Genomic DNA, 16,705 nt, shown 5'->3' with positions numbered 1-16,705 from the left:
CATCAAGTAATCGGCGCCGGATTGAACAACGTAATGTCGTTATGCAGTTTGTGCTTTTCAGCCCACGTCTGCTGCTTGCCGCTCGCCACATCCAGATAGTAGTGGAACAACTCCCAACCCAACTCCTCGATCGACGCGCGCCCGGTAGCAATCCGCCCGGCGTCGATGTCGATCAAGTCCGGCCAACGCTGCGCCAGCTCCGTACGGGTCGAAACCTTCACCACTGGCGCCATGGCCAGACCATAAGGCGTGCCACGCCCGGTGGTGAACACATGCAGGTTCATCCCCGCCGCCAACTGCAAGGTGCCGCAGACAAAATCACTCGCCGGCGTCGCACAAAAAATCAAACCCTTCTGCTTGAACCGCTCCCCCGGACCCAGCACGCCGCTGATCGCGCTGCTGCCGGACTTCACGATCGAGCCCAGCGACTTCTCGACAATGTTCGACAACCCGCCCTTCTTGTTGCCCGGCGTGGTGTTGGCGCTGCGATCCGCCTCGCCCTTGGCCAGGTAACGGTCGTACCAATCCATCTCACGCACCAGTTCCTCGGCAACGGTTTTGCTCTGGGCCCGGGAGGTCAGCAGGTAAATCGCATCGCGCACTTCGGTGACTTCGGAAAACATCACCGTCGCCCCTGCTCGCAGCAACAAGTCCGAGGCATAACCGAGCGCCGGGTTGGCGGTGATCCCGGAAAACGCATCGCTGCCGCCGCACTGCATACCGAGGATCAACTCGGACGCCGGCACGGTTTCCCGGCGGCGCTGGTCGAGTTTCTTCAGGCGGGTTTCGGCCAGTTCCATGATCTGCTCGATCATCTCGGTGAAACCGTGACTGGAATCCTGCAAGCGATACAGCCATGGCTCGCTCAGGTCCACCGACGCATCGTCCTCGTGCATCACCTGCCCGGCCTGCAATTTCTCACAGCCGAGGCTGATCACCAGCGCCTCGCCACCGAGGTTCGGGTTGCGCGCCAGATTGCGCACGGTGCGGATCGGGATGTAGGCATCGGTGGCCGTTATGGCCACGCCGCAACCGTAACTGTGGGTCAGCGCCACCACGTCATCGACGTGCGGATACTTCGGCAACAGTTCATCCTTGATTCGCTTTACCGCGTGATCCAGCACCCCGGTGACACATTGCACGGTGGTGGTGATCCCGAGAATGTTGCGCGTGCCGACGGTGCCGTCGGCATTGCGATAACCCTCGAAGGTGTAACCCTCCAGCGGAGCCTGCGCGGCCGGCACGTCGGTGGACAGCGGCAAGCTGTCCAGCGGCGGCGCGGTCGGCATGCGCAGTTGATCTTCCTTGACCCAACTGCCACGGGGAATCGGCTGCAACGCGTAGCCAATGATCTGACCGTAGCGAATCACCGTGCCGCCCTCGGGGATGTCCACGAGGCTGACCTTGTGACTCTGCGGCACGAAATCCACCGTCACCAGGCCATCGGCAAATGCGGTGCCGGCCGGAACGCCTTGGTCATTGACCACTACCACTACGTTGTCCCGCTCGTGCAGGCGGATGTAGCGCGGCGAGTCGGAATGTTCAATCAACTGCATGACGCCGCTCCTCAGGAATGCGCTTGAGACAATTTACCGGTGGCTTCGGAACCGCCATTGGCTGGCGGCTCTTTCAGTACCACACGTTTGATCGGGCCGACGATCACCAGGTAGCTGATTACCGCCACCAGTGCGTTGGCGCCGACGAACACCAGCGCCCATTTGAACGAACCGGTGGAGCTGATGATGTAGCCGATGACGATCGGCGTGGTGATCGAGGCGATGTTGCCGAAGGTGTTGAACAGGCCGCCGCTCAGACCGGCAATCTGTTTCGGCGAGGTGTCGGAGACCACCGCCCAGCCCAGTGCACCCACGCCTTTGCCGAAGAACGCCAGGGCCATGAAGCCGACCACCATCCATTCAACGTCGACATAGTTGCAGGCCACGATGCTGCTCGAAACCAGCAGACCGGCAATGATCGGTGCCTTGCGGGCGAAGGTCAGCGAATGGCCCTTGCGCAGCAGGTAATCGGAAATCACCCCGCCGAGGACGCCGCCGATAAAACCGCAGATCGCCGGCAACGAGGCAATGAAACCGGCCTTGAGAATAGTCATGCCACGCTCCTGCACCAGGTACACCGGGAACCAGGTCAGGAAGAAATAAGTGATGCCGTTGATGCAGTACTGGCCCAGGTACACGCCGAGCATCATGCGGTTGGTCAGCAACTGACGGATGTAATCCCACTTCGGGCCGTCAGCCCTTTTGCCTTGTTTCTGGTCCATGTCGACCATGCCGCCGTTGTCGGCGATGAACTTCACTTCCGCTTCGTTGGCCATCGGGTGCTGGCGCGGGCTGTGGATAACCTTCAGCCAGATCAGCGAGAACACGATGCCGAACACACCCATGACAATGAACACGTGTTCCCAGCCGAAGGCATAGACGATCCAGCCCATCAGCGGCGCGAACAGCACGGTGGCGAAATATTGCGCCGAGTTGAAGATCGCCGAAGCGGTGCCGCGCTCAGCGGTCGGGAACCAGGCCGCGACGATGCGCGCGTTGCCGGGGAACGAAGGCGCTTCGGCCAGGCCTACCAGGAAGCGCAACATGAATAGCGCGACGATGGCCGTGGACATGCCGAACTCACCGACGAAGCCTTGCAGCACGGTGAACAGCGACCAGGTGAAAATGCTCAGGGCATAGACTTTTTTCGAGCCGAAACGATCGAGCAGCCAGCCGCCGGGAATTTGCCCGGCCACGTAGGCCCAACCGAATGCAGAGAAGATGTAGCCGAGGGTGACCGCATCGATGCCGAGGTCTTTTTGCAAACTGGAACCGGCGATCGCGATGGTGGCGCGGTCGGCGTAGTTGATCGTGGTCACCAGGAACAGCATGAGCAGAATCAAATAGCGGACGTGAGTCGGCTTGGACGATTGCATGTAGATGTACTCCCACTGATTATTTTTATGCGGGTAAAACATTCTTTGGTCTTGTGCCGCGCAGGGCCTTGGCAATAACCCTGCGCGGGTGCAGCGACTTACGAACCGATGTAGGCGGTTTTCACTACGGTGTAGAACTCTTGCGCATAGCGGCCTTGCTCACGTGAGCCATAGGATGAGCCCTTACGGCCACCGAACGGAACGTGGTAATCGACACCGGCGGTCGGCAGGTTGACCATCACCATCCCGGCCTGGGAATGACGCTTGAAGTGGTTGGCGTACTTCAGCGACGTGGTGGCGATACCCGCCGACAGGCCGAATTCGGTGTCGTTGGCCATGGCCAGTGCAGCCTCGTAATCGGCCACGCGGACGATGTTGGCCACCGGGCCGAAGATCTCTTCGCGGCTGATGCGCATAGAGGCTTCGCTGTCGGCAAACAGCGTTGGCGCGAGGAAGTAACCCTCGGTGTCGCAGGTCACCAGACCACCGCCGCTGACCACCCGGGCACCTTCGGACTGACCGATGTCGATGTACTTCAGGTCCTGTTCAAGCTGCGCTTGCGAGACCACCGGACCGATATCGGTGCCAGCCTTCAGCGCATGGCCGACCTTGATCGATTTCATGCGCTCGGCCATCGCTTCGACGAACTTGTCATGAATCCCGGCAGTGACGATCAAACGGCTCGACGCAGTGCAACGCTGGCCGGTGGAGTAGAACGCGCTCTGCACCGACAGCTCCACCGCCTGCTTGAGGTCGGCATCGTCGAGAATGATCTGCGGGTTCTTACCGCCCATCTCCAACTGAACCTTGGCTTGGCGCGACACGCAGTTGACGGCGATCTGACGGCCGACGCCGACGGAGCCGGTGAAGCTGATGCCGTCGACTTTCGGGCTGTTGACCAGCGCTTCACCGACCACGCGACCGCTGCCCATCACCAGGTTGAACACGCCGGCCGGGAAGCCCGCGCGAGAGATGATTTCGGCCAGGGCCCAGGCGCAACCCGGTACCAGATCCGCCGGTTTCAACACCACACAGTTGCCGTAGGCCAGGGCCGGGGCGATTTTCCATGACGGGATGGCAATCGGGAAATTCCACGGGGTGATCAGGCCGACCACGCCGAGGGCTTCGCGGGTGACTTCAACGTTGACGCCCGGGCGCACCGACGGCACGTAGTCGCCGGACAGACGCAGGCACTCGCCGGCGAAGAACTTGAAGATATTGCCGGCGCGGGTCACTTCGCCGATGGCTTCCGGCAGGGTCTTGCCCTCTTCCCGGGCCAGCAGGGTGCCGAGTTCTTCGCGGCGGGCGAGGATCTCGGTGCCGACTTTGTCCAGCGAGTCGTGGCGAGCCTGAATGCCCGAAGTCGACCACGCAGGGAACGCGGCGCGAGCGGCGTCGATGGCGGCGTTGACCTGAGCCAGGTCAGCTTTGGCGTAGTCGCCGATGGTGTCGCTCAGCTCGGACGGGTTGATGTTGACCGAGTAATCGTTGCCGGCGACCCATTCACCGTTGATGTAATTGTCATAGCGCTTGGTCACGAATCATTCTCCTGACGCAAAAGGCCGCTGATTGCTCAGCGGCCTTGTTTATAGAGTTGGGTTACTGCGCACCTTGCTTGTCGATCAGCGCGGCAAGCATTTCGTACTCTTCGCGAGTCAGGTCGGTCAGCGGCGCCCGCACCGGGCCTGCGTCATAGCCGGCGATCTTGGCGCCTGCCTTGACGATACTTACGGCGTAACCGGCCTTGCGGTTGCGGATGTCCAGGTACGGCAGGAAGAAGTCGTCGATGATCTTGCCGACGGTGGCGTGATCTTCGCGGGCAATCGCGTGGTAGAAATCCATCGCGGTTTTCGGGATGAAGTTGAACACCGCCGACGAGTAGACCGGCACGCCCAGGGCCTTGTAAGCCGCGGCGTAGACTTCAGCGGTCGGCAGACCACCGAGATAGCTGAAGCGATCGCCGAGACGACGACGGATCGACACCATCAGCTCGATATCACCCAGACCGTCCTTGTAGCCGATCAGGTTCGGGCAGCGTTCGGCCAGACGTTCCAGCAGCGGCGCGGTCAGGCGGCAGACGTTGCGGTTGTAGACCACCACACCGATGTTCACCGATTTGCACACCGCTTCAACGTGGGCGGCAACGCCGTCCTGGCTGGCTTCGGTCAGGTAGTGCGGCAGCAGCAACAGACCTTTGGCGCCCAGGCGCTCGGCTTCCTGTGCGTATTCGATGGCCTGGCGGGTCGAACCGCCGACACCGGCGAGGATCGGCACGCTGCTGGCGCAGGTGTCGACGGCAGTCTTGATGATTTCCGAATATTCGCTGGCAGCCAGGGAGAAGAACTCACCGGTGCCACCGGCGGCGAACAGGGCCGAAGCACCGTACGGAGCCAGCCACTCCAGGCGTTTGATGTAGCCCGCGCGGTTGAAATCGCCCTGGGCATTGAAATCGGTGACCGGGAAAGACAGCAGGCCGGCGGAGAGGATGGACTTCAGTTCTTGTGGATTCATTATTCGAACACCCTGGTAGCAACGTTTTTTTGTGAGTGGACCGTTCAGCCTTCGCCGAAGTTGTATGTCATCGTACAACTTAAAAGATAACCGTCAACTGCATTTCATCGCTGGGAGGCATTTTTTGTCGGACAAGATTTCTTTTTGACGTAGGCGTTTTCTCGACTAGGCTCGATTTAACTGTATATACGTACAGTTAAATAAGAACCCACCGACGACATATCAAGGAGAAAGAAATGTCCGGTCTACAACCAAAATGCCTTGAACAACCCACACCGGTCATCGCCCGTTTCGATGATCTTTTTACCCCAGGCGGCATCGACTTCAGTGCCGAAAACCCGCATCTGGTGCTGCACATTGCCGACTCCCACAGCGATGTCGAACCCTCCCCCGCACTGACCGGAAAAGCCATGAAAGTCAAACCGCCGCTGCGCTTCGAAGGCGCGGAACACACGGCGATCGGTGATAACACCCGGTTGCGCTTCGTCGAAAATGCCGAGCCGGTGCTCGCACAAAATGTTCCTTTGCACCTGCCGAACGGGTTGGCGCTGACCTATGGCCAGGTGCTCGCGCTGGGTGGCGATTTCTACGGAATCGCCGACCGGCCGATCAACGAAGGCGCCACCCCGGCAGAACGCCTACAACGTTTTTCGGCGGCGTTCGACACCCTCGCCGTTCTGCCGGCGTCAAAGGCCGAAGCGCCGCAAATTCTGGCGATCATGCAAAAAGAGATCGATGCGATTAAACAGGCGATCAAGGACGGCAAACCACCCCACGAAGCCTATGACGCGCTGGGAGATACGTTGTCGGAGGAGTGGAACAAGATCACCGGCGGCGGCAGTTTCGTCTCGGCACTTTTCCCGCTCGGTCGCTACCTGAAACTGGCAGCGAACAATGCCGATCATTTCGGCGAGTGGGCCCGGCAGGCCTATATCGCCGGGCACACCGCTGCCCTGCAAACTGCCGCAGCCGCCCACGCCAGTCAGGACGAACTGCAACTTGAACGGGCATACGCCATGAACGCGTTCGCCGATCACTATCTCACTGACCTGTTCTCCTCCGGGCACCTGCGAGTGCCACGCAAGGCCATGGCCGCCGCGGTGACGCCAAGCGATCTGGGCTCTCTGATCACCCGATTCATGCACGACGAAGACAGCAAATTCGGGCTCAAGGTACGCAACGGACATGGCGAGCAATGGCGGGCATTCGGTGACAAGCGCTACTTCGACGCCACGGACGCCGACAACCGCAATCAGGTGAATCAGGCGGTGCAGGATTCGGCGGACGAGGTCTATGCTGCGTATTCAACCGGCAACGTGCCGACCACCTTCAACGCGCTGCAACGGTTGCCGGATCTGACTTTCGTGATGAGTCTGACGAACAACTTTTCGCCACTGTTCCGCCTTCAGGGCAACAAAGTCCTGCGGCGCAAGGACGTGAACAACCTCAACGACACCGCCACCGTCGACGACTGGTGGGGCTGGAGCACTTACCTGCTGCTCAAGGACTATCACCCGACCGGCAACACGAATTAAGGAGCGATTCGATGACCATCAAATTGAAAGTTGAACTGGCCTCGGGCCAATCGTTGAAAAGTGCGCCGCTGCAATTGCTGCGCGACGGCGTGGCCATCGCCCGGACGTCGGTAGACGCTCATGGCCAGGCGACATTCGACGTCAGGCCGGGCCCGGGCAAACTGGCGGTCAGGGTGGATCGTTCGATTCTGCCCCGCAGCTGAAATGCCCGGACAAGATTGCCCCGGCGCATCTCACAGATTCGCCGGGTAAAGTGCGACGACTGCCGCGAAGGATCGCGGCAGATCTTTCAAGGAGCACGAGCCATGACGTTTGCCGCTGCACACCTTCCTCAATTCCCCGATCACGCCAGCGACTCGATCATCCTGCGATTATCGAACCTGGATGATGACCTGATCGTCCGCGTACCCGATGGCCAGAACACCCCACCGAACTGGGATGTGTACCCGATCCTCGGCGAGGATCCTGAAGAACCTGAATGGCTGGGTTTGTCGGAGCCGACCGGCGTCTGGGATGACGCACTGGACGACATGATCGGCCTGACCGGAATCGAACTGAGCATTCCCCGATTCGAACTGGAAAAGTACCTGAACAGCACCGTCGAACTGCGCTACAAGTTTGCCGACGAGTCCAGTCTCGAACCTTGCTCGGAGCCACTGAGACTCTACGTCGAAGCCTGATCCCTCAGCCCTGTGCCTGCGCCTCTTCGTGGGCCTGACGCAGTCGTTCGCGGCTGTTGGTCAGGTGCAGGCGCATGGCCGCGCGAGCGGCATCGGCATCCTGACGGGCAATGGCCTCGTAGATTTCCTCGTGCTCGCGGCTCAGGCGATTCATGTAGTGCTGTTGATCGTCATGGGCCAGGCGCGCCGAGTTCAGCCGCGTGCGCGGAATGATGCTGGTGCCCAGGTGGGTCATGATGTCGGTGAAGTAGCGGTTGCCGGTGGACAGCGCAATTTGCAGATGAAACTGGAAGTCCGACGCCACTGCATCGCTGGCATGGGCCACGCTTTCGTTCAGCGCATCCAGAGCGGCGCGCATGGCGGCCAATTGCTCGGCGCTGCGACGCTGTGCGGCGAGGCCGGCGGATTCGACTTCCAGGCTGATGCGAAATTCGAGAATCGCCAGTACGTCACGCAGGGTGACTACGGTGGCCGGGTCGATCCGAAAACCGCTCGGGCTCGGCGTGTCGAGCACGAAGGTGCCGATGCCATGGCGGGTTTCGACCTGCCCCGCAGCCTGCAGCCGGGAAATCGCCTCACGCACCACGGTGCGGCTGACGCCATGGGCTTCCATGATCGCCGACTCGGTGGGCAACTTGTCGCCACGCTTGAGCAGACCGTCGCGGATTTGCTCGGTCAGCACCGTCACCAGTTCCTGTGCCAGGCTGCGGCGCTTGCGAGGGAGGCGCGGGGTGTCGATCGGGGTTTCCATGGTCTGCGTTTGTCTCGAAAATTCGGTAAGAGGGGCATCATAGCCCAAGGGAGTTGTACGATCACTGTCCTCTGTGGGAGCAGGCTCCCACAGAGGACGGTGCACATCAGGCCGTCACGGTCTGCTCGACCAGATGCCCGCTGTCGATCCGCACATGCCGTGGATGGAAGCGCTTGAGGCTGCTGCGATGGCCGACGCTGACGATGCTTAGGCCCGGCAACTGATCGATCAGCGCCTGATACAGCGTGGCCTCGTCTTCTTCGTCCATCGCCGACGTCGCTTCGTCCATGTACAGCCAGTGCGGTGCGTAGAGCAGCGCACGGGCGAAGGCCAGACGTTGCTGCTCACCCGGCGAGAGCATGCGTTGCCAGTGGTTGGCTTCGTCCAGACGTGCCACCAGATGCGGCAGACGGCAGGTTTCCAGCATTTGTGCATAACGCTCTGGCGCGTAAGTGTCGCCCGGCTGTGGATAACTCAAGGCTTCGCGCAAGGTCCCAATCGGCAGGTACGGCTTTTGCGGCAGGAACAGATAGCGGGCGGACGGCAGGCGGATACTGCCGTGTCCGGCGGGCCACAGATGCCCCATCGCCCGCAAGAGTGTCGACTTGCCGCTGCCGGAGCGGCCACTGAGCATTACCCGGTCGCCCGCCTCCACGGTCATGTCGGCGCTGGTCAGCAGGTGACGACCATCGGCCAGATCGAGCCCGAGGTTGTGTAACTTCAACTCGCTGCCCTGATTTTGCACATCGATGGCCGGTGCCCTGTCTTCGTTGTCACTCATGGCCTGACGGAAACTCAACAGACGATCACAAGTGGCGCGCCAGGCAGCCAGTTCCGAATACGCGCTGATGAACCAGCTGAAGTTCTCCTGCACGTTGCCGAACGCCGAGTTGATCTGCATCAGCTCACCCAACTCGATCTTGCCTGAGAGATAGCGCGGTGCTGCCACGATAAACGGAAAAATGATCGCGATCTGGCCATAACCGGACGTGAAGAATGTCAGGCGCTTGGACACGCGCATGATGTCCCAGAAGTTCTGCCAGACCAGCCCGAAACGGCTGCTCAAACGACGATTTTCGTTCGGTTCGCCGTTGTACAGCGCAATACTTTCGGCATTCTCGCGCACTCGCACCATGGAAAAACGCAGGTCAGCTTCAAAGCGTTGTTGTTGGTTGTTCAGGCCGATCAGGCGCCGACCGATCAGGTGCGTCAGCCAACTGCCGACCGCTGCATACAGCAGCGCACACCAGAACATGTAGCCGGGAATTTCGAAGCCGAAAACTTCGATGCTGCCGGACACACCCCACAGAATGATCGAGAACGACACCAGGCTGACCACCGTGCGGATCAGTCCCAGCCCGAGACTCAGGGTATTGGCAGTGAAGGTGTTGAGGTCTTCGGAAATCCGTTGGTCAGGGTTGTCGGTGTAGCCGCCCTGCTCCAGCTGGTAGTAATTCTTGTGCCCTAGCCAGCGCTTGAAGTGGTTCTCGGTGAGCCATGCCCGCCAGCGGATGGTCAGCATCTGCGTCAGGTACAGGCGATACACCGCGCCCAGGATCGCCACCGTGGCAATGCCGCAGAAATACAGGATCAACTGCCAGAACGCCGCCTCATCCTTCTTCTGCAGAGCGTTGTAGAAATCCTTGTACCAACTGTTGATCCACACCGAGATCGCCACGCTGAACAGCGACAGCGCAATCACGGCAATCAGCAATGTCCAGGCCTTGCCCTTCTCTTCGCTGCTCCAGTAAGGCGTGGTCATCGCCCACACCTTGCGAAAAAACTGCCCGCGCACAGCATCGTTGACCGCGGAATATTCAGCGTTCTGATTCATGGAAAAGGCTCGATAAAGAAAAGAACAGACACGCACCGATCATAGATGATCGGTGCGCTTTATCGCGAGGGCTGGCGATGGCCGTTCAGCGCAGGTTCAGCGACGAACCGGGCGCTTCTGCAGCTTGCGCTGCAGGGTACGACGGTGCATGCCCAGGGCGCGGGCAGTGGCGGAGATGTTGCCTTCGTGCTCGGTCAACACGCGCTGGATGTGTTCCCACTGCAGACGATCCACCGACATCGGGTTTTCCGGCACCAGGCTATCGAGGTCGGCGTGTTCGGACAGCAGCGCCGCCAGCACGTCGTCGGCGTCCGCCGGTTTGCACAGGTAGTTGCAGGCGCCGCGCTTGATCGCTTCGACCGCGGTGGCAATGCTCGAGTAACCGGTGAGAATTACCACGCGCATTTCCGGGTCCAGCTCCAGCAGTTTGGGCAGCAAGACCAGACCGGAGTCACCGTCCATTTTCAGGTCCAGCGCAGCATAGTCCGGCAGATCGGCCTGGGCGATGGTCAGGCCCTCCTCGGCGGAACCGGCGGTGCTGACGCGGAAACCACGGCGAGCCATGGCACGAGCCATCACCCGGGTAAAGGTCGCGTCGTCATCGACCAACAGCAAATGCGGCAGTTCTTCGCCTTCGACTTGGATTTCGTCACTCATGTTGCTCTCCTCGGGCGCCGTGGGGCAGGCGCAGCTCGGTGAGCGTGCCGCCTTCCTCATGACTATAGAGTTTCACTGAGCCGCCGGCGCGTGTCACGCTGGCCTTGCTCAAAAACAGGCCCAGGCCGAAACCTTTGCCCTTGGTGGTAAAAAACGGTTTGCCAATCTGCTCGGCGATGGCCAGCGGCACACCGGCGCCATGATCGCGAATGCTGATGGTCAGATCTTCGGCGGTCCAGTCCAGGGTCACCTGAAGGTTTTCCGGGCAGGCATCGGCGGCGTTGTTCAGCAGATTCAACAAGGCCTGGGTCAGATCCGGTGGCGGTGCCACACGCGGCAGCGGGCCCTGGCCCAAACGCTGGAAACGGTAACTGGCTTCGGGGCGCATCAAGTGCCAGCGATTGAGCGCCTCGTCGAGCCACTCGGTGACGTCCTGCATCTCCACCGCCATCCGACGATTGGCTTCGGCGGCGCGCACCAGTTGCTGCAGGGTCTCCTTGCAGAGCTTGACCTGATCTTTCAACACCTTCAGGTCTTCCTGAAGCATCGGGTCGTGATGATCCTGCTGCATTTCATTGAGCAACACGCTCATGGTCGCCAGCGGTGTGCCCAGTTCATGAGCGGCACCGGCGGCCTGAGTCGCCACGGCCAGCAATTGCTGATCACGCAGGCCTTCTTCACGGCGGATCGCGCGTAACTCTTCCTGGCGGCGCAGCTCTTCAGCCATGCGCGCAGCGAAGAAGGTAATCACCGCTGCCGCGAGGGCAAAACTCAGCCACATGCCGTAGATTTGCAGGTTTTCCCGGGCGACCGGCAGGGTTTCCAGCGGATAGAAATGCGTCAGCATCAGGGTGTACAAGGCCAGCGCAATACCGGACAGCACCACGGAATAACGCCACGGCAGCGTCACCGCAGCGATGGTCAGCGGCACCAGATAATACGAAACGAACGGGTTGGTCGACCCCCCGGAGAAATACAGCAAGGCACTGTGGATAACCAGATCGCAGGCCAGTTGCAGCGCGTATTCGAGCTCGGTGACCGGCCACGAAGTGCGCAGGCGCACGGCGGTGAACACACACAGCAGGATCGAACAGCCGAGGGTCATCACCAGTTGCACCCACGGCAACGGCAACAGCTCCAGCCAGTAGGCCAGGCCCACGGAACCGGCCTGCGCGGCGAGCACCAGAGTGCGGATGAAAGTCAGCCGCCAGAGGTTCTGGCGAGTGGCGGAAGTCAGTTGTACGGGGGCGAGCATGAGCTCTCCTGATGAGCGCTCCAGGCGGATCGCACGGAGTATAACCAAGCCGCGGGCTTGAGAGGCGAAAGTGCGGCAAACGACCACATGGCGCAAAGTTTTTCTGCGGCTATAAGGGCGTATTCGCTACGGGCGATCACCGGCATTGCACACGGCGCCGTTCGGAGCAAAAAAACGGCAATCTGTTCCCGAATTGCCGGTAGCAGTATCAGTCGATTTCACATTCCGTACGATTGTTGATTAATCAATCCCTCCACGCGGTTCCACCCTTCACTCTCAGAACCAAATGGGCCACCCATCTGATTGCCGTTGAAGTAAACCCAATAGGACCAATTGCCGGCCCCCCGCTCCTGGAGTAGCACTGAATATCCTCGACTTTTAGCATCCGCTTGTTCTTGTGCGTTCATCATCAATTTCCTTATTTGCAATTGTCGTGCTTGAGGCCGAGTGCTGTAGCGCCTCACAAACATGCTTAATCTTTCGGCGAGATCCGTCTACTGAGAGAACTAACAGGTACACGGCGATATGCGACGGGCGGTGTGCGCTTGTATCTGTATAGAAGTTGTAACTGGGCGAACCGGATCATAAAAGCTAGAGTCTGATGGTTTCACGCAGGCCCCCGAACCATCACCTGCGCCCTCATCAAGGAGCTTTCATGCACACATTTCGCCGCAGCGCCGCCCTTCTCGCCCTGACCGTAGGCAGTGTCGCCAGCCTTCCGGCCCTGGCCGCCGATGAGCTGCACTACAACCAGATTTCCCTGCGCGCCGAAGTCAGCCAGGAAGTGGCCCGCGACCTGATGATCGTGACCCTCTACACCGAAGAACAGAACACCGACCCGGCCAAACTCGCCGCCGACGTCAGCACCACCATGAACAAGGCCCTCGCCCAGGCCAAGCAGGTCAAAGACATCACCCTGCGCCAGGGCAGCCGCAACAGCTACCCGATCTACGACACCAAGGGCCAGAAAATCACCGGCTGGCGCGAACGCGCCGAACTGCGCCTGGAAAGCGCCGACTTCGCCGCCCTGTCCAAACTCACCGGCGAGTTGCTGACCGACCTGAAAATGGGCGGCATGGACTTCGCCATCGCCGACCCGACCCGCAAGGCCAGCGAAGACAAACTGCTGAAAGAAGCCGTTACCGCCTTCAAGGCCCGCGCCCAACTGGCCACCGACGCCTTGGGTGGCAAGGGCTACAAAATCGTCAACCTGAACCTCAACAGCAACGGCTTCCCACAACCGTACATGCGCGCCCCGATGATGATGAAAGCCGCCGGCATGGATTCGGCGCCCGTCACGCCTGAAGTCGAAGCCGGCACCAGCCAGGTCAGCCTGACCGCTGATGGCTCGATTGAAGTGTTGATGCAGTAATTGAGTGACGGCTGAATGAAAAACCGGCGATCAGTGAATGATCGCCGGTTTTTTTGTGCCCGGCATTTGGGTTGTCAGCTCCGCCGTCATCGCTAGCAAGCTAGCTCCCACATTTGGAATGCGGACTCCTGTGGGAGCCAGCCTGCTGGCGATGAACGATGACACGGTCTCAGGTTTGCGGATCAACCCGATCCAGCGCCCGGTTCACCGCCAGCTCGGCCAGCATGATGATCTGCTGGATCCCGAGCGCCGTACTGCGCTGCGAACCGCTGAGCTCATTGGCGAAATTGCTGGCGATGGTACTGGCCGACGCCAGGGATTCGCAGGCATTGGCCAGCAGGCTTTCGGTGTCGACGTTGGGACTGACCATGTACATCGTGCTCGGCGGGCGCGGTTTGGAAGGATTGGGGCACAGGTAATAGTCGAGGGCGCGTTTGATGGCTTCGCGGTTGCGGGCGAGGTCTTCGGCGCGCATGGCTTCTTCGAGGGGGGTGGGTGATTCGAGGGGTGGGTCGGGTATCAGCTTATCCATGTAGCAATTTCTCCAGGTTATGGAGCCACTTTTCCCGATCTCACTCGAAGAAGAGGTGGCAGCTATGTACGGGGTGAGATCACCGGTATGGATACCCGGCAGGACATTCGTCCACCCGTACACAGCCGCCATAAAAATCGCTGACAGTTTAAGCTGGCGGCGATTATGAAGGGGCTTGAACAAGTATCCAAATGAATAGCCGGGATCTCACTCCCGGTCGCTGAATTGGCAGCGACAACCAAAGACTAGGGATCGTGCTTCCGACGGACAACCTGAAAACCTTGTGGGAAGGATCCGGTGTTGTTGTTGAGATTTAAACAACTTCAAAAGCAGCCCTCACCCTAGCCCTCTCCCGGAGGGAGAGGGGACTGACCGCGGTGTTTAAATGGAATACGCCGACGTGAGATACCGAGGTGAACTCGGGTTTTACAACGCATACAACTCCACTCCGGCTTTGGCTTTGGCTTTGGCTTTGGCTTTGGCTTTGGCTTTGGCTTTGGCTTTGGCTTTGGCTTTGGCTTTGGCTTTGGCTTCCACCACTCAACACGATGAGCGTTAGCTCGAGTACCGCTTTTGATCTTCGGGCGACGTCGGAAGGCTGAGTGGAGGGATTTATCCGGGGGTGGGAGCGCAGCGACCGTTTGGCGAAGCCAAACACATCGAGAGGAGGTGCAGCGAAGCAAACCGTAGGCGATGCCCCCGGATGAATCCCGGAACGAAGGAACCCCGAGCCCCAGCGAGGGGCCGTACGCCGGGGCCCAAGACCTTTGGTTACTTTGGGGCGTTTGCCAAAGTGACCCGCTGTAAAAGCGGAACCATAAGCAGCCGTTACCGCAGCAACGGATATGTACATAATTACCCCAGATATACCGAGATAGACGCATCCCCTCAAAAAACGATATTTCCGAACACCCCCAAATCCCCGCTAACCTCAAGGATCAACCACCTAAAAACCCACGGGCCAGACATGCATAGATCCACCCTAAAACCACTCCTGATCACCCTCGCCCTGACCGCCATAACCCCAATCGCCAACGCAGCAACAACCCTGGTCTACTGCTCCGAAGCCAGCCCCGCAGGCTTCGACCCCAGCCAATACACCAGCGGCACCGACTTCGACGCCTCCGCCGAAACCGTCTTCAACCGCCTCACCCAATTCAAACGCGGCAGCACCGACATCGAACCGGGCCTGGCCACAAGCTGGGACGTGAGCCCGGACGGCCTCCAATACACCTTCCACCTGCGCCAGAACGTAAAATTCCACACCACTGACTACTTCACCCCGACCCGCACCTTCAACGCCGATGACGTGCTGTTCACCTTCCAGCGCCTGCTCGACCCGGAAAACGCCTTCCGCAAGGCCTACCCCGCCGAGTCCCCCTACTTCACCGACATGGACCTGAACACCACGATCAAATCCGTGGAAAAAATCGACGAAAATACCGTGCGCTTCAATCTGAACAACGTCGACGCCGCGTTCGTGCAAAACCTCGCCATGAGCTTCGCCTCGGTGCAATCGGCCGAATATGCCGCGCAGTTGCTGAAGGAAGGCAAGGCAGCAGACATCAACCAGAAACCGGTCGGTACCGGCCCGTTCGTGTTCAAGCGTTACCAGAAGGACTCGCAGATCCGCTACGCAGCGAACAAGGACTACTGGAAACCCGAAGATGTCAAAATCGACAACCTGGTGTTCTCGATCACCCCGGACGCAGCCGTCCGCCTGCAGAAACTCAAGACCGGCGAATGCCAGGTCAGCGGCTACCCGCGCCCGGCCGACATCGAAGTGATGGAAAAAGACCCGAACCTGCGCGTGTTGAAGCAGGCCGGTTTCAACCTCGGTTTCCTTGCCTACAACACCACCCATCCGCCGCTGGATCAGCTCAAAGTACGCCAGGCGCTCGATATGGCCATCGACAAACCGGCGATCATCAAAGCGGTTTACCAGAGTGCCGGTCAGCTGGCGCAAAACGCCTTACCGCCAGCGCAGTGGTCGTTCGATCCGAACATAAAAGATGCGCCGCACGACCCTGTCAAAGCCAAGGCGCTACTCAAGGAAGCCGGGGTTGCACCGGGTACAACCATCAATCTCTGGGCGATGACCGTGCAGCGCGCGTCCAACCCGAATGCGCGGATGTCGGCACAGATGATCCAGCAGGATTGGGAGAAGGTCGGCATCAAGGCCAACATCGTCAGCTATGAATGGGGCGAGTACATCAAGCGCGCCAAGAATGGCGAACACGACGCGATGATCTACGGCTGGACCGGTGACAACGGCGACCCGGACAACTGGCTCGGCGTGCTTTACAGCTGCGCGGCGGTGAAAGGCAGCAACTACGCCAAATGGTGCGATCCGGCCTACGACAAACTGGTGCAGCAGGCCAAGGTGTCCACCGATAAATCGCAACGGGTAAAACTGTATCAACAGGCGCAACTGATCCTTAAACAGCAAGTGCCGATCACGCCGATCGCCAACTCCACGGTGTTCCAGCCGCTGCGCAAGGAAGTCACCGACTTCAAGATCAGCCCGTTCGGTCTAACCCCCTTCTATGGCGTGGGTATAAATAAGTAACACCCGGCCCCAAGGCGGCGCGCAAATCATGACCAATGCACCGTTTTGGGGCTTCATTTGCACCGTAAAAAACGACC

The 16,705-nt window shown here is 59.8% G+C and carries 15 protein-coding genes; 5 read left to right on the top strand and 10 right to left on the bottom strand.

Features of this window, described 5'->3' with window-relative positions; translation table 11 throughout:
* Positions 1 to 2: 2 nt before the first annotated feature.
* The 4 genes from garD to kdgD form a co-directional block, all read right to left on the bottom strand.
* A complete protein-coding gene (gene garD / locus CAF87_RS07575; protein WP_085729593.1) occupies positions 3 to 1,556 on the bottom strand; it encodes a galactarate dehydratase in 1,554 nt (517 codons plus the stop codon).
* A gap of 11 nt (positions 1,557 to 1,567) precedes the next feature.
* Positions 1,568 to 2,932: an MFS transporter gene (locus CAF87_RS07570; RefSeq protein ID WP_085730109.1), complete on the bottom strand. Its 1,365-nt coding sequence runs from the start codon at positions 2,930 to 2,932 to the stop codon at positions 1,568 to 1,570.
* Positions 2,933 to 3,030: 98 nt separating this feature from the next.
* Entirely contained in the window at positions 3,031 to 4,470 is a 1,440-nt protein-coding gene (locus CAF87_RS07565) for an aldehyde dehydrogenase family protein (RefSeq protein WP_085711804.1), read from the bottom strand.
* A 61-nt stretch (positions 4,471 to 4,531) separates the two neighbouring features.
* Entirely contained in the window at positions 4,532 to 5,443 is a 912-nt protein-coding gene (kdgD, locus tag CAF87_RS07560) for a 5-dehydro-4-deoxyglucarate dehydratase (protein ID WP_007953624.1), read from the bottom strand.
* 236 nt (positions 5,444 to 5,679) lie between these two features.
* On the opposite strand from kdgD, the gene CAF87_RS07555 reads away from it, so the two are divergent.
* The 3 genes from CAF87_RS07555 to CAF87_RS07545 all read left to right on the top strand — a co-directional run bounded on the left by CAF87_RS07555 (position 5,680) and on the right by CAF87_RS07545 (position 7,658).
* Positions 5,680 to 6,978, top strand: coding sequence for a phospholipase (locus tag CAF87_RS07555; protein ID WP_085729592.1), 1,299 nt, complete (start codon positions 5,680 to 5,682; stop codon positions 6,976 to 6,978).
* Between the two features lie 11 nt (positions 6,979 to 6,989).
* Entirely contained in the window at positions 6,990 to 7,181 is a 192-nt protein-coding gene (locus CAF87_RS07550; RefSeq protein ID WP_085729591.1) for a hypothetical protein, read from the top strand.
* Positions 7,182 to 7,283: 102 nt separating this feature from the next.
* Positions 7,284 to 7,658: a hypothetical protein gene (locus tag CAF87_RS07545; protein WP_085729590.1), complete on the top strand. Its 375-nt coding sequence runs from the start codon at positions 7,284 to 7,286 to the stop codon at positions 7,656 to 7,658.
* A gap of 4 nt (positions 7,659 to 7,662) precedes the next feature.
* Here CAF87_RS07545 and CAF87_RS07540 read toward each other — a convergent pair whose 3' ends face one another.
* The 5 genes from CAF87_RS07540 to CAF87_RS07520 form a co-directional block, all read right to left on the bottom strand.
* Complete coding sequence (locus tag CAF87_RS07540; RefSeq protein ID WP_085711808.1) at positions 7,663 to 8,409, bottom strand: FadR/GntR family transcriptional regulator; 747 nt, start codon at positions 8,407 to 8,409, stop codon at positions 7,663 to 7,665.
* Positions 8,410 to 8,515: 106 nt separating this feature from the next.
* Positions 8,516 to 10,243, bottom strand: a complete 1,728-nt coding sequence (locus tag CAF87_RS07535) for an ABC transporter ATP-binding protein/permease (RefSeq protein WP_085729589.1) — start codon at positions 10,241 to 10,243, stop codon at positions 8,516 to 8,518.
* A gap of 96 nt (positions 10,244 to 10,339) precedes the next feature.
* Positions 10,340 to 10,900 (bottom strand): response regulator transcription factor, encoded by a 561-nt coding sequence (locus CAF87_RS07530; protein ID WP_003221630.1) that lies wholly within the window; start codon positions 10,898 to 10,900, stop codon positions 10,340 to 10,342.
* Positions 10,893 to 12,155, bottom strand: a complete 1,263-nt coding sequence (locus CAF87_RS07525; RefSeq protein ID WP_007953651.1) for an ATP-binding protein — start codon at positions 12,153 to 12,155, stop codon at positions 10,893 to 10,895. The genes CAF87_RS07530 and CAF87_RS07525 overlap by 8 nt, the downstream gene beginning before the upstream one ends.
* Positions 12,156 to 12,373: 218 nt before the next feature.
* Complete coding sequence (locus CAF87_RS07520) at positions 12,374 to 12,562, bottom strand: hypothetical protein (RefSeq protein ID WP_085729588.1); 189 nt, start codon at positions 12,560 to 12,562, stop codon at positions 12,374 to 12,376.
* A gap of 248 nt (positions 12,563 to 12,810) precedes the next feature.
* On the opposite strand from CAF87_RS07520, the gene CAF87_RS07515 reads away from it, so the two are divergent.
* Complete coding sequence (locus tag CAF87_RS07515; RefSeq protein ID WP_085729587.1) at positions 12,811 to 13,527, top strand: SIMPL domain-containing protein; 717 nt, start codon at positions 12,811 to 12,813, stop codon at positions 13,525 to 13,527.
* Between the two features lie 169 nt (positions 13,528 to 13,696).
* Here CAF87_RS07515 and CAF87_RS07510 read toward each other — a convergent pair whose 3' ends face one another.
* The gene (locus tag CAF87_RS07510) at positions 13,697 to 14,059 is read right to left on the bottom strand and encodes a DUF6124 family protein (protein ID WP_085729586.1); all 363 of its coding nucleotides are present in this window, start codon (positions 14,057 to 14,059) and stop codon (positions 13,697 to 13,699) included.
* 967 nt (positions 14,060 to 15,026) lie between these two features.
* Here CAF87_RS07510 and CAF87_RS07505 point away from each other — a divergent pair.
* Positions 15,027 to 16,628 carry an ABC transporter substrate-binding protein gene (locus CAF87_RS07505; protein ID WP_085729585.1) on the top strand — a complete coding sequence of 534 codons (1,602 nt, stop codon included), beginning with the start codon at positions 15,027 to 15,029 and terminating at the stop codon, positions 16,626 to 16,628.
* Positions 16,629 to 16,705 lie beyond the last annotated feature (77 nt).

Source organism: Pseudomonas sp. R38(2017), from assembly GCF_002112395.1.
Classification (GTDB): Bacteria; Pseudomonadota; Gammaproteobacteria; order Pseudomonadales; family Pseudomonadaceae; genus Aquipseudomonas.
Note: the sequence above shows the minus strand (reverse complement) of the source record. Positions and strands in the feature narration are given on the sequence as shown.

What these genes read in the sequence shown, in the direction of transcription:
- CAF87_RS07555 (WP_085729592.1), top strand. Translation starts at nt 5,680, where the DNA reads ATGTCCGGTCTACAACCAAAATGCCTTGAACAACCCACACCGGTCATC.
- CAF87_RS07510 (WP_085729586.1), bottom strand. Translation starts at nt 14,059, where the DNA reads ATGGATAAGCTGATACCCGACCCACCCCTCGAATCACCCACCCCCCTC.
- CAF87_RS07530 (WP_003221630.1), bottom strand. Translation starts at nt 10,900, where the DNA reads ATGAGTGACGAAATCCAAGTCGAAGGCGAAGAACTGCCGCATTTGCTG.
- CAF87_RS07550 (WP_085729591.1), top strand. Translation starts at nt 6,990, where the DNA reads ATGACCATCAAATTGAAAGTTGAACTGGCCTCGGGCCAATCGTTGAAA.
- CAF87_RS07540 (WP_085711808.1), bottom strand. Translation starts at nt 8,409, where the DNA reads ATGGAAACCCCGATCGACACCCCGCGCCTCCCTCGCAAGCGCCGCAGC.
- CAF87_RS07570 (WP_085730109.1), bottom strand. Translation starts at nt 2,932, where the DNA reads ATGCAATCGTCCAAGCCGACTCACGTCCGCTATTTGATTCTGCTCATG.
- CAF87_RS07520 (WP_085729588.1), bottom strand. Translation starts at nt 12,562, where the DNA reads ATGAACGCACAAGAACAAGCGGATGCTAAAAGTCGAGGATATTCAGTG.
- kdgD (WP_007953624.1), bottom strand. Translation starts at nt 5,443, where the DNA reads ATGAATCCACAAGAACTGAAGTCCATCCTCTCCGCCGGCCTGCTGTCT.
- CAF87_RS07505 (WP_085729585.1), top strand. Translation starts at nt 15,027, where the DNA reads ATGCATAGATCCACCCTAAAACCACTCCTGATCACCCTCGCCCTGACC.
- CAF87_RS07525 (WP_007953651.1), bottom strand. Translation starts at nt 12,155, where the DNA reads ATGCTCGCCCCCGTACAACTGACTTCCGCCACTCGCCAGAACCTCTGG.
- CAF87_RS07515 (WP_085729587.1), top strand. Translation starts at nt 12,811, where the DNA reads ATGCACACATTTCGCCGCAGCGCCGCCCTTCTCGCCCTGACCGTAGGC.
- garD (WP_085729593.1), bottom strand. Translation starts at nt 1,556, where the DNA reads ATGCAGTTGATTGAACATTCCGACTCGCCGCGCTACATCCGCCTGCAC.
- CAF87_RS07535 (WP_085729589.1), bottom strand. Translation starts at nt 10,243, where the DNA reads ATGAATCAGAACGCTGAATATTCCGCGGTCAACGATGCTGTGCGCGGG.
- CAF87_RS07545 (WP_085729590.1), top strand. Translation starts at nt 7,284, where the DNA reads ATGACGTTTGCCGCTGCACACCTTCCTCAATTCCCCGATCACGCCAGC.